Raw genomic sequence first — 16,392 nt, 5'->3', positions numbered from 1 at the left:
CACGATCCGGGAGTGTAGCGGTTCTCCGAGCAGGATCACGCTCAAGCAAAGAGATGAAATCACGCGATTCGACACATCGCATCATAGCGTGGTCTGGAGACCCGCCGCGCGACGTTGCGGGGCGGGTCCATTACGTACAGTGGCTTTACTTGATGAAGCTCGCGTCGAAGAGGTCCTCGACCTTCGGCGCGGACTTGATAATGCCGATCTCGAGCAACAGGTCCGCGGCCTCCTTGTTGAAAGTGAGGAAGTCACCCGAGAAGAACTTCTGGTTCGCAGCCTTGTCCTGCCAGCGCAGGTATTTGGCCGAGTTGCCGAACTGCTCGCCGGACTGCTTCACGTCAGCGCCCATGATTTCGTAGGCCTTGGCCTGATCCTTGGCGATCATGTCGAGGGCTTCGAAATAGCTGTTGGCCAGCGCTTGGGCCGCCTGCGGATGGTCGGACAGGAACTTAGGCGTGCAGCCGAACGTGTCCATGACCATCGGGTAGTCGAGCGTGGTCGCGATGATCTTGCCGTTGTCGGGCGCGGCGCGCACGGTCGAGAGATACGGCTCATAGGTCATCGCGGCATCGTTCTGGCCGGAGACGAAGGCCTGCGCGGCAGCAGCCGGCTCCAGGTTCACGACGGTGACATCCTTCATCGAAAGGCCGTTCTTCTTGAGCATCCAGGCCAGCGCGAAATACGGCGAGGTGCCCGGTGCGGAGGCCGCGACCGTCTTGCCCTTTAGATCCTTGATCGCCGCAATGCTGTTGCGCACGGCCATGCCGTCGGCGCCATAACTCTTGTCGAGCTGGAAGATCTGCTTGGTCGCAACGCCATTGGCGTTCCAGGAGATCCAGGTCTCGACCGTCGTCGCCGCGCACTGGACGTCACCCGAGGCGATGGCGAGATGCCGGTCCTTCTGGGGAATCTTTTTCAGCGTCACGTCGAGGCCGTTCTTCTTGAAGATGCCGGCCTCCTTTGCGAGTGTGAGCGGAGCGAATCCGGTCCAGCCGGAGATGCCGATGCCGACCTTGACGTCGTCGGCGAGCACGGGGCTGGACACCGCGAGAGCAATGATTGTCGCAAATAGTTTCGAACTACGCATGATTGTCGTCCTCTTGCCGATCGATGAATTGACGTCCCGTTAATCTGTTCATGTCGGTTCAGGCTGCGTGCACCGTTGTCCGGCCCGCTGCATGAATCGTGCCGGCATCCTCCTTTCAGCCTTCCTTGAATAGGGCGACAAGGCGCCAGGAGTCACCTGGATAAAACGGCCGCGCCGCGACAATCGCGCGCGAGGTTTGGGCGCGGCCGCCTGCCCGCCAATCACGAGACAGGACGCCGACCGCAATGTCGAGCACCTCCGCCGTGCGATCGTCCGCGACAATGGCGCTGATCGTGTACTCAGCGCCTGTCCATGAGACATGATGAAGCAGCCATGAGCCGGATGCTGTTGCGCAACGTCTGCGGTGGCAGCCTGCCGGCGCCGACGAGAGGTCAACCAGCCTGTTCTGCACGGCGAAAGGCGTTGTCTGCGTTTCGCCGGCAGGCGATCGCGATCAGCCTGCCTTTAGATGTCGATTGTGGCGCTGAGCGAATGTTCCTGGATGAAGTCGCGGCGTGGTTCTACCACGTCGCCCATCAATTTGGTGAAGATATCGTCGGCCTCGTCGACCTCCTTGACCTTCACCTGCAGCAGCGAGCGCGCCTCGATGTCCAGCGTGGTTTCCCAGAGCTGCTCGGGGTTCATCTCGCCAAGGCCTTTGTAGCGCTGCAGCGTGACGCCCTTGCGCGCGGAATTGGTGACAGCATCGAACAGATCGATCGGACCGTAGATGGCTTGTTCGGATTCCTTGCGGCGGAGCTTGCCGGGCCGTGCATAGACGCCCTGAAGCTTCTCCCGGTATTCATGCAGCTTGCGCGCATCAGCCGAGCCTAGGAAAGCATCGTCGATGATGGCGGCTTCCTTGACCCCGCGCACCGTGCGCTCGAACACAAAACCCTGGCCTACGACGAAGAGCCCGGTCCAGCCGCGTTCGACTTCCTCCGCCTGGTTGTCGAGCCGTCGCGCCATATACTCGGCAGCCGCGTTGGCGGTGGCCGGATCGGAATAGATGTCCTTGCCAAACAAGCCCGCGATAGCCGCCTGCTCGACGACCTTGCGATTGTAGCGGCTGTGCAGGTTGCTCAACAACGCGCGGATGACACGCGCGTCATCGACCAGAGAGCGCAGGTCGCGGCCCGTGCGGTCCTCGCCGGTTCCGAGCTTGAACACGCAATCGTCGATCCCGGCCTCGATCAGGTAATCCTCCAGCGCGCGCTCGTCTTTCAGATACTGCTCGGACTTGCCGCGCGAGACCTTATAGAGCGGCGGCTGGGCGATATAGAGATAACCGCCATCGATGATCTCTCGCATCTGTCGATAGAAGAACGTGAGCAGCAGCGTGCGGATATGGGCCCCGTCGACGTCGGCGTCGGTCATCACGATGATCTTGTGATAGCGCAGCTTTTCGATCGAAAAATCGTCGCTGATACCGGTGCCGAGCGCCGTGATCAGCGTGCCGATCTGCTCGCTCGACAGCATCTTGTCGGGACGGACGCGCTCGACATTGAGGATCTTGCCGCGCAGCGGCAGCACCGCCTGGAATTCGCGGTTACGGCCCTGCTTGGCGCTTCCGCCGGCCGAATCGCCCTCGACGATGAACAGTTCGGACTTCGCCGGGTCCTTTTCCTGGCAGTCGGCCAGCTTGCCGGGCAGCGAGGAGACGCTGAGCGGGCTCTTGCGGGTCAGCTCGCGCGCCTTGCGCGCAGCCTCACGGGCCGCCGCCGCCTGGATCACCTTGCCGACGATCACCTTGGCCTCGGACGGATGTTCCTCGAACCAGGCCTGCAGGGCCTCGTTGATGACGTTCTCGACCACCGGGCGCACTTCCGAGGACACCAACTTGTCCTTGGTCTGCGACGAGAATTTCGGATCCGGCACTTTCACCGACAGCACCGCGGTAAGGCCTTCGCGGCAATCGTCGCCAGTCAGCGCGATCTTTTCCTTCTTCGCATTGGCTTCGGCATAACCGTTGACCTGGCGCGTCAGCGCGCCGCGGAAGCCGGCCAGATGGGTGCCGCCGTCGCGCTGCGGGATGTTGTTGGTGAAGCACAGCACGTTCTCATGGTAGCTGTCGTTCCACCAGAGCGCAGCCTCGACGCCGATTCCGTTGGCTTCCGCGCGCACCATGATCGGAGCCGGCACGATCGCCTTTTTGTTGCGATCGAGATATTTGACGAATTCCTCGACGCCGCCCGAATAGTGCATCTCCTCGCGCTTCTCGACCGCGTGACGCACGTCGGAGAGCACGATGTTGACGCCGGAATTGAGGAAGGCAAGCTCGCGCAGGCGATGCTCCAGTGTCGCGAAATCATACTCGATGTTCTTGAAGGTCTCGACGGCGGCGTGAAAGGTCACCTCGGTGCCGCGCCTGCCCGGGGCTTCGCCGACGACCCTCAGCGGCGCAACCGAATCGCCGTGGGCGAATTCGATGTAGTGCTCCTTGTCATCGCGCCATATGCGCAACTCGAGCTTGCTGGAGAGCGCATTGACCACGGAGACGCCGACGCCGTGCAGTCCGCCGGACACCTTGTAGGAATTCTGGTCGAATTTGCCGCCGGCATGGAGCTGGGTCATGATGACCTCCGCCGCCGAGACGCCTTCGCCCTTGTGGATGTCGACCGGAATGCCGCGGCCGTCGTCGCGCACGGTGACCGAATTGTCGGCATTGAGGACGACTTCAACGCGCGTCGCATACCCCGCCAGAGCCTCGTCGATCGCGTTGTCAACGACTTCGTAGACCATGTGATGCAGGCCGGAACCGTCGTCAGTGTCGCCGATATACATGCCGGGCCGCTTGCGCACGGCATCGAGCCCCTTGAGCACCCGGATCGATTCCGCGCCATATTCGACCGGAATTGAATGTTGAGGGTCGGCAGGGGTCCGCCGGGCAGGTTCTGTCATGTGAGGCCTTCGAGGAATGTCCCGAATCAGCGGCGCAATAAGAGGCGCTGATCGCGCTGTTTGTGCCATGAAAGAGGTGTCGCGCCTAGCGCAAAGTCTCTCTCAACAAGCTATTGAATAAATGGGGTTTTCTGGTCCTCTTTCAAGGCCGTCAAAGGCCGGTTCCGGCGACTCTCAAAAGCTCGATTCGAAGGCGCGTTTCTACGCTTTGCGGACGGCGATTTGGGTTGCGTCAAGCGCGACGGGTGGCGCGGCCGGCTTCGATGTCGAAGACCTCCCCATTCGGGCCGATATCGACAAACGCCGCGGGATCGGCGCCGGTCATCCAGACCTGAGCGCCGAGCTTGGCGAGCTCGTCGAACAGCGCCCTGCGGCGGCCGGGGTCGAGATGAGCCACGACCTCGTCAAGCAGGAGCAGCGGCACGATGCCGGTCATCTCTGCGACCATCGTCGCGTGCGCGAGCACGAGCCCGATGAGCAACGCCTTCTGCTCTCCAGTCGAAGCCTCCCGCGCCGGCATGTTCTTTGGCGCATAGACTACCTGCAGGTCGGTGAGATGCGGCCCGTCGAGCGTGCGTCCGGCCGCCGCGTCGCGCGGGCGGCTCGTGCGCAGAATCTCACGATAGCGGTCTTCCACCGCCGTTGCGGGCTCCTGCAGCAACGCATTTTCCATCCAGCCGTCCAGCATGATCTCGGCGGAGGGAAAGGCGGACGCCGCGCCCCGCTCGCGCAGCATTGCGGCGAGCTTCGCGGCGGTCTGGCCGCGCGATGCGGCGACCGCGACGGCAAGCTCTGCGGTTTCGCGCTCGATCGCGTCGCACCAGTGGTCGTCGTAGTTGCGCACTTCGAGCAGGCGGTTGCGCGAGCGCAACGAGCGCTCGAGCGCCGAGACCCGGCCGGAATGCTCGGAATCGATCGCCAGCACCAGGCGATCGAAGAAACGCCGCCGCTCCGCCGCCGCGCCGAGGAACAGCCCGTCCATCGCCGGCGTCAGCCATACCATGCGCAGATGATCGCCAAACGCGGTCGCCGAATTCACCGTCTCGCGGTCAATGCGGCAGCGACGGCTGGTTCCGCTGGCGTCGCCCAGCGGCGCATCGATGCCGGTGCCGAGCGTTGCCAGCCCGAGAGCGCCTTCGACCTCGGCTGAGACCGCCCAGGAACCGTCCCCCTGGTTGTCCGCGATGTCCTCCAGCCTCGCGCGGCGCAGGCCACGACCCGGCGACAGGAATGAGATCGCCTCCAGGCAATTGGTCTTGCCGGCGCCGTTCGGTCCGACCAGCACCACCATATCGCTCTGTGCAGACAGCGTCGCCGTCTGGTAGTTGCGGAAATGCGTCAGCGATAAGCGACGAATACGGGACGGGGTCATGCTCACTCTGTCATTGCCGGACTCGACCGGCAATCCACTGCCCGCGTCATGGCCGGGTCGAGCCTGGCCATGACGAAGACTCACACCCGCATCGGCATCAGCACGTAGAGCGCGTTCCTGTTGTCGCGATCCTGGACCAGCGTCGGCGAGCCAGGGTCGGCGAGCTTGAGGATTGCGACCTCGCCCTCGATCTGGGCTGCAATGTCGAGCAGATAACGCGAGTTGAAGCCGATATCGAGCGCGTCGGAGGCGTATTCGACCTCGATCTCTTCTGTAGCGCTGCCAGAGTCCGGATTGGTGACCGAGAGCACCAGCTTGCCCGACGACAGCGCGAGCTTCACCGCGCGGCCGCGTTCGCTGGAGATGGTCGAGACGCGGTCGACGGCGGCCTCAAAGTCCTTTTTGTCGACTAGGAGCTCTTTGTCGTTGTTCTGCGGAATGACGCGGCCGTAATCCGGGAAGGTGCCGTCGATCAGCTTGGAAGTCAGCACCACATTGCCGAGGGTAAAGCGGATCTTGCCGTGCGAGAGTTCGATCGCGATCTCGGCCTCGGTATCCTCGATCAGCCGCTGCACCTCGCCGACCGTCTTGCGCGGCACGATAACCCCAGGCATGCCCGTGGCGCCCTTGGGCAGCGGCAGGTCGATCTGGGCCAGGCGATGGCCATCGGTCGCGACACCGCGCAGCGTCGCGGTCTTGTTGCTGTCGATCGCGTGCAGGTAGATGCCGTTGAGGTAGTAGCGCGTCTCCTCGGTCGAGATTGCAAACTGCGTGCGATCGATCAACCGCTTGATATCGGCGGCGGGAAGCGAGAACGCATGCGTCATGTCGCCGGCGGCCAGATCCGGGAAATCGCTCTCGGGCAATGTCTGCAACGTGAAGCGCGAGCGGCCGGCGCGCACCGTCAGGACCGAGCGGTCGCCATCGGCTTCCAGCATGATCTGTGAGCCGTCAGGCAGTTTGCGCACGATGTCGTAGAACATGTGCGCCGGCACCGTGGTCGAGCCGGCGGTTCCAGTTTCCGCGGCCAGCGTCTCCGTGACCTCGAGATCGAGGTCGGTCGCTTTCAGCGACAATTTGGCGCTCTCGGCGCGGATCAGCACGTTGCCAAGGATCGGGATGGTGTTGCGTCGCTCGACCACGCGATGCACGTGGCCCAGCGATTTCAGAAGTTGCGCGCGCTCGACGGTGACCTTCATTGCAATACCCGCCAGATCCCTCAGATGGAAAGGCCGGACGGCCGTTCATGGCAGCGCCGCGGCGTTGGAAACCCGTAAAGCCGGATCAATGTCGGATTTGATCAAACCCACGGGGGGACCGCAAGGTGGCGCGGATGGCGGGCCGGTGCAAGGGAAACGGGGGGTGTTCCCCACGTTTTGGGCCGGAAGCCGTTTGCCCTCCCGCTCGTCAAATGGCGGGAGGGCACGAGGCGCAGGCTGTCTTATTCCTGCAACTGGCGCTTCAGCGATTCAACCTCCTCGGACAGCGCCGTATCCTTGGCGACCAGTGCCTCAATCTTGCGCACGGCGTGCAGCACCGTCGTGTGGTCGCGCCCGCCGAAGCGCCGGCCGATCTCCGGCAGCGAACGCAAGGTCAGCGTCTTCGCGAGATACATCGCAACCTGCCGCGGACGCACAACATTGGCGGTGCGGCGGGACGACAACAGGTCGGAACGGCTGACATTGTACTGCCGCGCGACCACTCGCTGGATATCCTCGATCTTGATCCGCTTCGGCTCCTGCGGGCGGATCAGGTCGCGCACTTCGCGCTCGGCCATCTCCAGCGTCACCGGCTGGTTGTTGAGCTTGGAGTGTGCGAGCAGGCGGTTGATCGCGCCTTCGAGGTCGCGGCCATTATGGGTGATGGTGCGCGCCAGATAGTCCAACACTTCCTCCGGCACGTCGAAGCTCGCGTGATGTACACGCGCCGCCGCGACGCGCGATTTGAGGATGCCAAGCCGCAACTCCTCGCCGAGCGAGCCCATCTCGACCACGAGCCCGCCGGCAAGCCGCGAGCGCACGCGGTCGTCGAGGCTTTCCAGGTCGGACGGCGGACGGTCGGCCGCGATCACGACCTGGCGGCCGGCGTCGATCAGGGCGTTCAGCGTGTGGCAGAACTCGGCCTGGGTCGACTTGCCCTGCAGGAATTGCAGGTCGTCGATCACGAGAACGTCGATGCCGCGCAGCGCGTCCTTGAACGCCAGCGCCGTCTGCGTCTTGAGCGCGGCGACGAAGCCATACATGAACTTTTCCGCAGTGAGATAGAGCACCTTGCGCTCGCTGCCGGAATTGCCGGCCCAGGTCACGGCCTGCAGCAGATGGGTTTTGCCCAGGCCTACGCCGGCGTGAATGTATAGCGGATTGAACATCACGGGATCACCGCGCCGACCCTCCGCGACCTGGCGCGCGGCTGCATGCGCCAGCGTGTTGGAGCGGCCGACGACGAAGCTCGCAAAGGTCAGCCGCGGATCGAGCGGCGAGCCGCCGAGCGCGTCATGGTTTGCTGACACCGGCGCTGTCGCAACCGAACGTAGCTCCGGTGCCGAGCGGCCATCGGCGCGCTCGATGCGGCGCGCCTCAACCGGAGCAACCGCCTCCCTGACCGGCACCGCCGCTCGGATCGCCGAGCGCACGGTGAGGTCGATCCGATGCACTTCGGGCATCTCGGCCTGCCAGCAGGTGAGCACGCGATCGGCATAATGCGCCTGGATCCAGCTCTTCAGAAATCGGGTCGGAACCGACAGGTGCACGCTCTCGTCCTGCACACCTTCGAGGTCCATCCGAGCAAACCAGCTCGTGTAGATGTCCTCGCCAACGCTTGTCCGCAACCGCCCCTTCACTCGCGACCAGCGATCCTGTTCCGCATTCGTCATTGCCTTCGCACTTTCCAAACAGAGTTATTCTTGTTGTGACATCGCCGTGCGGGTTTCTCGCGACGGCGCGACCTCAAGCGGGTGCTGCCTGCTCCAGACATAGATCTCCTGTTCGGCGACGATGCGCCGTTGGACAGATCAGTCGTTTGGAGAAGATGCGCCCCGCGAGGTCAGCGCGTACTCGACAGTCTCTGCAGGTAAGAACTGAAATCTAAGGCAATGAATACGGTATCGTTTGAAATCTGCATTCCCAATGTCGTGATGACGACTGCAGTGATGGTTCCGTAAGTCATACTTCCTCCCCCTCTCGCCGCGACGTATCGCGACGAGCTTTCCAGCTCGCTCTTGTCTTCAAAGCCAGTCTTGCCGCCACCGAACACCGAAATGCCCGGCGCTGCGCCGCCGCGTGCCCTCTTCAACTTGTCCGCTCGCTTCGCGTTCCCTGCTGCCAGACCTACGACTGCTCCTGGTCTCTCTTGTTCGAGACACCCGGTAAGCCGGGCATCACGCCGGAGAATTTTAGACACAGGTCAGCCGTCCTCACATCGCTATGAGTTATCGATCTAGCTTCGCTTGGAGAGCGTCGCTAACGCGCATACCGCCGCCGATTTGCACGTCCGCCCCTGGGTCTCAAACCGCGCTGATCTGGAGAGCCACGGACGTCGCGGACAACAAAACAAATACACTAAGCGAATTTTCTGACAATCCGTGGATTCGATGGCGACGGAGACTCTTCGCAACTGTTGCGATGTTGCAAATGCGGCATCGCGAAAGCAAGTTTTTGAATCCGCGTACAGATTCCTGCGCGTCACAAACCACGGCGCAATACCAAAAAAATTTCATAAATAATTTACGTTTGCTCTTGCGGCGGTCGGTTTTCCAATCACTCGCCAACGCTATGCGCTTAAGTAACTCGCGACGCGTGATTTTTCACGATTGCTTTTGCAGGGTAACTCCCGTCGCAGATTCGAGGCGGCCTCGATCGAAATTCCATCTGCGTTGCGTTCGCGGGCGCCATTTCGCATGCGCACGCTTTGTGCCAGCTCGGGTGCATCCGGTAAAACTACGGGATATGAGGGTCCTTTATGTCGCATGCGACGTCGAGTGGGACCAAACCATGCGCCACAAAAACAAAAAGCCCGGCGTGAGCCGGGCTTCGTAACGATTGTGTTCTTTAGTCAGTTTACTTGGCGAGCTTCGCGATCTGGTGCGACAGACGCGACACCTTCCGGCTCGCATTGTTCTTGTGAATGATGTTGCTCTGGGCCGCCTTCATCAACTCGGGCTCCGCGCGCGTCATCGCCTTCAACGCCGCCTCGCGGTCACCGCGCTTGATCGCCTCCTCGACAGTGCGAACCGCACCGCGCATCTGCGTGCGGCGGGACTTATTGATGATTGTGCGGCGGGCAATCTTGCGGGTCGCCTTCTTGGCGGAGGTGGTATTGGCCATGGTCTCAATTGTCCTTCGGCGGTGATCGCTCAGTGGTCGGGCTCGAGCGCGCCGGCCGGTTCAAATCTCGATTCGGGTGTATTGTCCAAGGGTGTTCTTGAGGAGGCTGTGCCAGGGAGCGAAGTTGCCCCCACATGCGGCGCTGTCCAAAGAACAGCGGCGGCAGGATTGCGCCCGCCGCCATTGGCCGGTCTTATAGATGGCGCGGCCGGCAGCGTCAACGCTTTCCGGGCCAAAAAGAGCTGGAAATCGGGCCCGCAATGGCCAGATAAGGCTCTGAAACGGTTGAATTTCCGGGGGACGCCCGGTAAGGCCTGCCGGCGTGCGGGGCGCGACAGGGATTCGGGGTGAAGCATGATCCGCGGGTTTTTCCGTCTGATCGGCCTTCTGCTGCTTGCCGGCGGATTCGTCTTCATGGTCTATGATGGCGCCCGCTACGTCGCCGACCAGCGTCTGCGGTTAACCCAGTTCGGCCAGTTCTGGTACGACATCCATCAGTCAAGCGAACTCGCTTTTCGCAACTGGCTCGAGGACGTCGCGCCCGGGCTCTGGAACAGCGTCGTCAGGGTGATTCTGGAGCAGCCTGTGTTCGCCGTACTCGGCATCGCCGGAATCCTGCTGATGATCCTGTTCAGGCCGCGCAAGCCGCTGATCGGCTATACGCGCGACTGAGGGGCGCCCGGCCCCCTCCGACGGGGCTGCCATCACTTGCGCCAACACTTATATAGTGTTGATGGCCCCGCAGGCCGTAGCCGCGTCGGCCGATGTTCCGCCTGGAGACAATCCATGTTGTTCATGCGCAAGACTACCGCGTTGCCAAGCGCCGCCGAGGCGCTGCCGGGCCGCGCCTCGCCGATTCCGACCGCTACAACCCATTTCGTCAACGGCAGCAAGCTGAAGCCGCCTTATCCCGATGGTCTCGAGCAGGCCGTGTTCGGGCTCGGCTGTTTCTGGGGCGCGGAGCGCAAGTTCTGGGAGCTCGGCGCCGGCATCCACACCACCGCGGTCGGCTATGCCGGCGGCCACACGCCGAACCCGACCTATGAGGAGGTCTGCTCGGGGCGCACCGGCCACACCGAAGTGGTGCTGGTCGTGTTCGACCCGAAGAAGGTCTCCTACGAGAAGCTCCTGAAGACATTCTGGGAAAACCACGACCCGACGCAGGGCATGCGTCAGGGCAATGATGTCGGCACGCAGTATCGCTCCGCGATCTACACGTTCAGCGACGCGCAGCGCAGAGCCGTCGACGCGTCAAAGGCGATGTATCAGAAGGCGCTTGCCGCCAAGAGACTTGGCGCCATCAGCACCGAGATCGCGCCGGCGGGCGAGTTCTACTTCGCTGAGGACTACCACCAGCAATATCTTGCGAAGAATCCGGCAGGCTATTGCGGACTCGGCGGCACCGGCGTGTCCTGCCCGATCGGAGTTGGTGTCACCGCAGCTTGAGCTCTCGAAGTCTCCGACAGAAGGGAAGCCGGGCGCCGGCTTCCCTCGCAATCTCCGTCAAGAACCAATTGTTAACCATAACCGGTGCAAGACTGGAGCTGTCTCGCTTTGAGGGATGGCCCCGGTGCGGATTCCGCGCGCGTTACGATTGCCGACTATTGCCATCATGACTGCGCTCGCTTTGTCGGGCTGCATGCGCACGACCGGCCCGGTCGCGGCCGCCAAGCCGCAAGGCGATCTCGATTCTCTCGCCTACGGCGAGACCTACGCGGCAGCCCCGGCTGCGGTCGCAAGTTCTGGCGGCGGTGGTGCGATCAGCGCTCTGCGCTCTGCCTTTGCCGCCGCACCGCGCGGCTATGCTGCGCCGGCCCCTGCGGTGTATGCCGCGCCCGTCGAGCCTGTCCGTTACGATAGCGCCTATCATCTCGATGCCGGCGACAAGCTGCGCATCGTGGTCTACGGGCAGGAAGGCCTCACCAACACCTATGCGATCGACGCCGCAGGGTCGATTACGATGCCGCTGATCGGCGGGGTGCCGGCGCGCGGCCGCACGCCGGCCGGGCTCGCCGGCGAGATATCCGCGAAGCTCCGCAACGGTTACATCCGCGAGCCCTCTGTCGCGGTCGAGATCGAGACCTATCGTCCATTCTTCATCCTCGGCGAAGTCGCGGCTCCGGGCCAGTATCCCTACGTGCCGAACATGACGGTGGAGAGCGCGATCGCGATCGCCGGCGGTTTCTCGCCGCGCGCAAAGCGCGATGCTGTCACCGTCACGCATACCGAGGCCTCCGGTCCGGCCCGCGCCGTCGTTCCGCTGGGTACCTCGATCAGCCCAGGCGACACGGTGTTCGTCAACGAGCGCTGGTTCTGACGAAGGACAACGCCCTTCGTCATTCCTGAATGGTGATGGTATACTGAGATCTGCTCGTTTTTCGCCCTGGAATGCCGCTCGCGGCATCACGTCTTCAAGTGCTTGGCAAAGAAATCCAGGGTGCGCGGCCAGGCAACGTCGGAACTCACCTTGTCGTAGCTTGCGCGCTCGTCGCAGTGGAAGCCATGCTGGGCGCCGGGATAGATGAACACTTCGACCTCCGGCCGCTTCGACTTGATCGTCTCGACATCGCTCAAGGGAATGCCAGCGTCCTTCTCGCCGAAATGCAATTGCGTCGGCACGGTCGGCTTGTCCTCGGCAAACCGCACGATGGCGCCACCGTAATAGCTGACCGCGGCCGAGAGTCCCTTCAGCTTGGTGGCGGCGGCATAGGTGAGGCTGCCGCCGAGGCAAAAGCCGATGATGCCGACCGGTCCCACCGACTTCACCGACTCGATCGCGGCCTCCGTGTCGCGCAGCATCGCGGCCCAATCCGGGTTGGCGACGAACTTCCTCGCATTGGCGACCTCGTCAGGCGAATAGCCGCTCTGAAAATTGGGTTCGATGCGGTCGAAGATCGACGGCGCGACGGCGACATAGCCCTCCTTCGCAAGGCGGTCGCAGACCGAGCGGATGTGGTGATTGACGCCGAAGATCTCCTGGATCACGACGATCGCGCCTTTGGGCGCACCGGCAGGGTCGGCGCGATAGCCGCCGAACTGAAATCCGTCCGAAGCCTTGAGTTTGATGTCTTGTCCCATGGGTCATCCCATTCTTGTTGGTGGTTGCACGAAATCGTCGGATGCAGCGGTGGGGCTACTGCCACATCCAGTTCTCGCCCCAGTCGGCCTTCCAGCCGGCAAGCCGCCCCTTGCGGAACAACAGATAGAGCCGGTCGTGGTGCGGGAATAGCCCGCTCCCGCCGAGATCGCGGAAAGTCAGGAATATCTCGTTGCCGGGCCGACCACTGACATAGGTCAAAGGCGTGCCGAGTGCGTGCTGAGCCTCGTCAACGCCCATGCCAAACGCCAGCGGCGCGGTGTTCGACAGTGTCGCGGTGAAGGAATTTGGGGCCGTGATGAACGGCTGGCGCTTCTGTGCCGCGGCGGTCGTGGTCGCACCCGCGATCAGCAGCAAGGCGAGGACGGGCCTGGTCAAGATGCGGCCCTTTCGATTGAGTCTAGGCATCTCACCTTGCCGAACAGCCCTGTTTGATCCTGGCGCGATCCGGCCTCGGCTGGGAAATGCGCTACCGGGAGGGAAATGCGCGTGGACGGCGCACCAATCGCCATATCGTTACACGCCTTTCCGCAACGCACAACAGAACGGCGGAATTTTATTTCCTTCGAGCGTTTCCAAATTGCATTGCCTCTAAACGGGAACCGGATCATTGTTTTGGCAACTGTCGCTTACCCGGTGGGCGCCAGCCACGACCCGACAGTGAATTGCCGCCGTAAGCGGCTTCATACACCGGAAGGGGAGAGAGATGCCTAATCTCAATATCAACGGACGGAATATGTCCGTCGAGGCGGCGAACGACACGCCGCTGCTCTGGGTCATCCGCGAACAACTGCAGATGACCGGCACCAAGTTCGGATGCGGCGCGGGCCTTTGCGGCGCTTGCACCGTCCACGTCAACGGCGAAGCCGTGCGATCCTGCCAGACCTCGGTCGCCGACGCCGTTGGCAAGAAGATCACCACCATCGAAGGGCTGAGCGCTAAGGGCGATCATCCGCTGCAGAAGGCCTGGATCGCCGAGCAGGTGCCGCAATGCGGCTATTGCCAATCTGGCCAGATCATGCAGGCCGCAGCGCTGTTGTCCAAGAACGCCAACCCCACCAAGGACGAAGTGGTTGCGCATATGGACGGCAATCTCTGCCGCTGCATGACCTATTCGCGGATCCAGAAGGCGATCATGCGCGCCGCGTCAGAAATGCGCACCGCATCGACCACCGGAAGCGAACGGAGGGCCACATGAACAGCCACGTGAAAATCCCTCACGGCGCACCGGCCGACCTAAGCCGGCGTTCGTTCCTGGTCGGCTCGGCCGCAACCGGCCTCGTGCTCGGCTATGCCGCCGTTCCCGGCCTCGATCAGGCGCTTGCGGCACCGTCCAGTTTCGAGCCGAGCGTCTGGTATTCGATCGCGCCCGATGGCCTCGTCACCGTCACCTGCGGCAAGGCGGATATGGGCCAGCATATCGCCTCGACCATGGCGCAGATCGTGGCGGAAGAACTCGGTGCCAAGTGGAGCGACATGCGCGTCCAACTTGCCTCCAACGACCCGAAGTTCAACGACCCTGTACTGGGTGCGCAGATCACCGGCGGCAGCTGGTCGACGATGATGAACTTCGACGCGATGAGCCGCGCCGGCGCGGCCGGCCGCATGGCGTTGACCGAAGCAGCGGCGGCCGCGATGGGCGTTCCGGTCGGCGAACTGGTGGTGCGCGATTCCACCATCAGCCATCCGAAGTCGAAGAAGTCGATGACCTTCGCCGAGGTGGTAAAGAGCGGCAAGGCGACCAAGACCTTCACGCCGGACGACCTCAAGGCAATCAAACTGAAATCACCCGACCAGTACACGCTGATCGGCGTCTCGGTGCCGCAGCTCGACATCCCCTCCAAGACCAACGGCACGGCGAAGTACGGCATCGACGTCATGCTTCCGGGTATGGTGTACGGCCGCGTGGTGACGCCGCCGGTGCGCTACGGCGCCACGGTGAAATCGGTCGATGACAGCGCAGCCAAGAAGGTGCCCGGCTTCATCAAGGCGGTGACGCTGGACGACAAGACCGGCAGCACCACGGGATGGGTGGTGGCAGTCGCCAACACCTATGCCAGCGCCGCCAAGGCGGCCGATGCGTTGAAGATCATCTACGACAATGGTCCGAACGCCAAACTGTCCAGCGGATCGCTGCTTGCCGAGGCCAAGCGGCTGCAGGGGCTCGACGACTCCGGCCAGTTCTTCGTCAAGGACGGCGACCCGAACGCTGCGTTTGGCACCGCCGCGAAGGTGTTGGAGGCGGAATACACCACCAACATCAACATCCATGCACCGATGGAGCCGATGAACGCCACCGCGGAGTTCAAGGGCGACATCCTGCATATCTATTCCGGCAACCAGTTCGCGACGCGCTCCGGCGCAATTGCGGCCGGTGCGGCAGGGATCGATCCGAAATACGTGGTGATGCACCAGATGTGGCTGGGCGGCGGCTTCGGCCGGCGTCTCGACGCAGACATGATGGTGCCTGCGGTGCAGGCGGCGAAGGCCGTCGGCAAGCCGGTCAAGGTGATCTACTCACGCGAAAACGACATGACCATGGACTACTCGCGGCCGCTCACCTACCAGAAGGTGAAGGCCGGCGTGGATGGCGACGGCAGGCTTGTCGCGCTCAGCCACGACGTGGTCTCGGCCTGGCCGACCGCGCGCTGGGGAATCCCCGATTTCCTGACGCCCTCGGTCGACAAGAAGGGCCCGCTCGATTCGTTCACGGTGAACGGTGCCGATTTCTTCTACACCGTGCCCAACCATTATGTGCGGGCGATCAAGAACGAGATGGCGCATACGGCCACGCCGTCGGGTCAACTACGTTCGGTTGCGCCAGGGTGGACCTTCTGGGCGGTCGAAAGCATGATCGACGAGATCGCGCATGCGACCGGCAAGGATCCGGCGCAATTCCGCATCGAACTGCTCGACGGCAAGGGCAAGAATGACGGCGGCGCGCAACGTCTCCGCAACACCTTGCTTGCCGCGATGGGGCTCGCCGGCTACGGCACCAAGCAGCTTCCGAAGGGAGAAGGCATGGGCGTCGCCTGCGTGTCGTCGCAGGAGCGGGCGACCGCAAGCTGGACCGCCTGCGTCGCGCATGTGGCGGTCGCGCCGAGCGGCGAGGTCAAGGTCAAGAAGCTGACCGTTGCAACAGACGTCGGCACGCAGGTGCATCCCGACAACATCCGTGCCCAGGTCGAGGGCGCGGCGCTGTGGGGCATGTCGCTTGCAATGTTCGAGAAGGCGACGTTGAAGGATGGCGGAATCGAGCAGACCAACTTCGACACCTACACGCCGCTGCGGATGAGCCAGATGCCGGAAGTCGCGGTCAACGTCATTGCCAATGGCGAGAAGGCGACCGGCGTGGGCGAGCCGGCGGTGACGGTGGTGGCGCCGGCGATCGGCAACGCCATCTTCAGGGCCTGCGGTGCGCGTCTGCGCAGCCTGCCGATCAACGCCGAGGCGGTGAAGGCGGCGATGAAGGCGTAAGATACTCTTCGCCACGCAAGCACAAGGATCCGCCGGGGAGCTCTCCGGCGGATTTTTTGCTGCCTGATCCCGTGATGCTTAAAATTGTAACCGTTCCGCTAGATCGTCGTTCAGCATTCCCATTAAGCCGGAG

The 16,392-nt window shown here is 62.9% G+C and carries 14 protein-coding genes; 5 read left to right on the top strand and 9 right to left on the bottom strand.

The features are described 5' to 3' along the window. Window positions 1-145: 145 nt before the first annotated feature. From JQ553_RS03680 to rpsT, 7 genes are all read right to left on the bottom strand, one after another. On the bottom strand, window positions 146-1,090 hold the full coding sequence (locus tag JQ553_RS03680; RefSeq protein WP_212498502.1) for an ABC transporter substrate-binding protein: 945 nt from the start codon (window positions 1,088-1,090) through the stop codon (window positions 146-148). A gap of 465 nt (window positions 1,091-1,555) precedes the next feature. Continuing rightward, a complete protein-coding gene (gyrB, locus tag JQ553_RS03675) occupies window positions 1,556-3,991 on the bottom strand; it encodes a DNA topoisomerase (ATP-hydrolyzing) subunit B (protein WP_212498501.1) in 2,436 nt (811 codons plus the stop codon). 232 nt (window positions 3,992-4,223) lie between these two features. Next, window positions 4,224-5,363, bottom strand: coding sequence for a DNA replication/repair protein RecF (gene recF, locus JQ553_RS03670; RefSeq protein ID WP_212498500.1), 1,140 nt, complete (start codon window positions 5,361-5,363; stop codon window positions 4,224-4,226). 80 nt (window positions 5,364-5,443) lie between these two features. Beyond that, complete coding sequence (dnaN, locus tag JQ553_RS03665) at window positions 5,444-6,562, bottom strand: DNA polymerase III subunit beta (protein WP_212498499.1); 1,119 nt, start codon at window positions 6,560-6,562, stop codon at window positions 5,444-5,446. 242 nt (window positions 6,563-6,804) lie between these two features. Continuing rightward, window positions 6,805-8,235 carry a chromosomal replication initiator protein DnaA gene (gene dnaA / locus JQ553_RS03660; protein WP_212498498.1) on the bottom strand — a complete coding sequence of 477 codons (1,431 nt, stop codon included), beginning with the start codon at window positions 8,233-8,235 and terminating at the stop codon, window positions 6,805-6,807. Window positions 8,236-8,405: 170 nt separating this feature from the next. Beyond that, complete coding sequence (locus tag JQ553_RS03655; RefSeq protein WP_212498497.1) at window positions 8,406-8,654, bottom strand: hypothetical protein; 249 nt, start codon at window positions 8,652-8,654, stop codon at window positions 8,406-8,408. Window positions 8,655-9,418: 764 nt separating this feature from the next. Further along, a complete protein-coding gene (gene rpsT, locus JQ553_RS03650) occupies window positions 9,419-9,685 on the bottom strand; it encodes a 30S ribosomal protein S20 (RefSeq protein ID WP_212498496.1) in 267 nt (88 codons plus the stop codon). Window positions 9,686-10,039: 354 nt separating this feature from the next. Between rpsT and JQ553_RS03645 the strand changes: the two genes are divergently transcribed. The 3 genes from JQ553_RS03645 (at window position 10,040) to JQ553_RS03635 (ending at window position 12,002) form a co-directional block, all read left to right on the top strand. Then, window positions 10,040-10,357 (top strand): hypothetical protein, encoded by a 318-nt coding sequence (locus JQ553_RS03645; RefSeq protein WP_212498495.1) that lies wholly within the window; start codon window positions 10,040-10,042, stop codon window positions 10,355-10,357. Window positions 10,358-10,471: 114 nt separating this feature from the next. After that, window positions 10,472-11,131, top strand: a complete 660-nt coding sequence (msrA, locus tag JQ553_RS03640) for a peptide-methionine (S)-S-oxide reductase MsrA (RefSeq protein ID WP_212498494.1) — start codon at window positions 10,472-10,474, stop codon at window positions 11,129-11,131. Window positions 11,132-11,297: 166 nt separating this feature from the next. Beyond that, on the top strand, window positions 11,298-12,002 hold the full coding sequence (locus JQ553_RS03635) for a polysaccharide biosynthesis/export family protein (RefSeq protein WP_249143907.1): 705 nt from the start codon (window positions 11,298-11,300) through the stop codon (window positions 12,000-12,002). 86 nt (window positions 12,003-12,088) lie between these two features. Here JQ553_RS03635 and JQ553_RS03630 read toward each other — a convergent pair whose 3' ends face one another. Both JQ553_RS03630 and JQ553_RS03625 read right to left on the bottom strand, forming a co-directional pair. Further along, window positions 12,089-12,763, bottom strand: coding sequence for a dienelactone hydrolase family protein (locus JQ553_RS03630; protein WP_212498492.1), 675 nt, complete (start codon window positions 12,761-12,763; stop codon window positions 12,089-12,091). A 55-nt stretch (window positions 12,764-12,818) separates the two neighbouring features. Next, window positions 12,819-13,190 carry a hypothetical protein gene (locus JQ553_RS03625; RefSeq protein ID WP_212498491.1) on the bottom strand — a complete coding sequence of 124 codons (372 nt, stop codon included), beginning with the start codon at window positions 13,188-13,190 and terminating at the stop codon, window positions 12,819-12,821. Window positions 13,191-13,488: 298 nt separating this feature from the next. Here JQ553_RS03625 and JQ553_RS03620 point away from each other — a divergent pair, with 298 nt between their 5' ends. Both JQ553_RS03620 and JQ553_RS03615 read left to right on the top strand, forming a co-directional pair. Beyond that, window positions 13,489-13,980, top strand: coding sequence for a (2Fe-2S)-binding protein (locus JQ553_RS03620; protein ID WP_212498490.1), 492 nt, complete (start codon window positions 13,489-13,491; stop codon window positions 13,978-13,980). Then, window positions 13,977-16,259: a molybdopterin cofactor-binding domain-containing protein gene (locus tag JQ553_RS03615; protein WP_212498489.1), complete on the top strand. Its 2,283-nt coding sequence runs from the start codon at window positions 13,977-13,979 to the stop codon at window positions 16,257-16,259. The genes JQ553_RS03620 and JQ553_RS03615 overlap by 4 nt, the downstream gene beginning before the upstream one ends. Window positions 16,260-16,392: the final 133 nt, after the last annotated feature.

This window comes from Bradyrhizobium lablabi, from assembly GCF_018131005.1.
GTDB lineage: Bacteria > Pseudomonadota > Alphaproteobacteria > Rhizobiales > Xanthobacteraceae > Bradyrhizobium > Bradyrhizobium lablabi_D.
The sequence above is the reverse complement of the archived record's forward strand: the minus strand, read 5'-3'. Positions and strand labels throughout refer to the sequence as shown.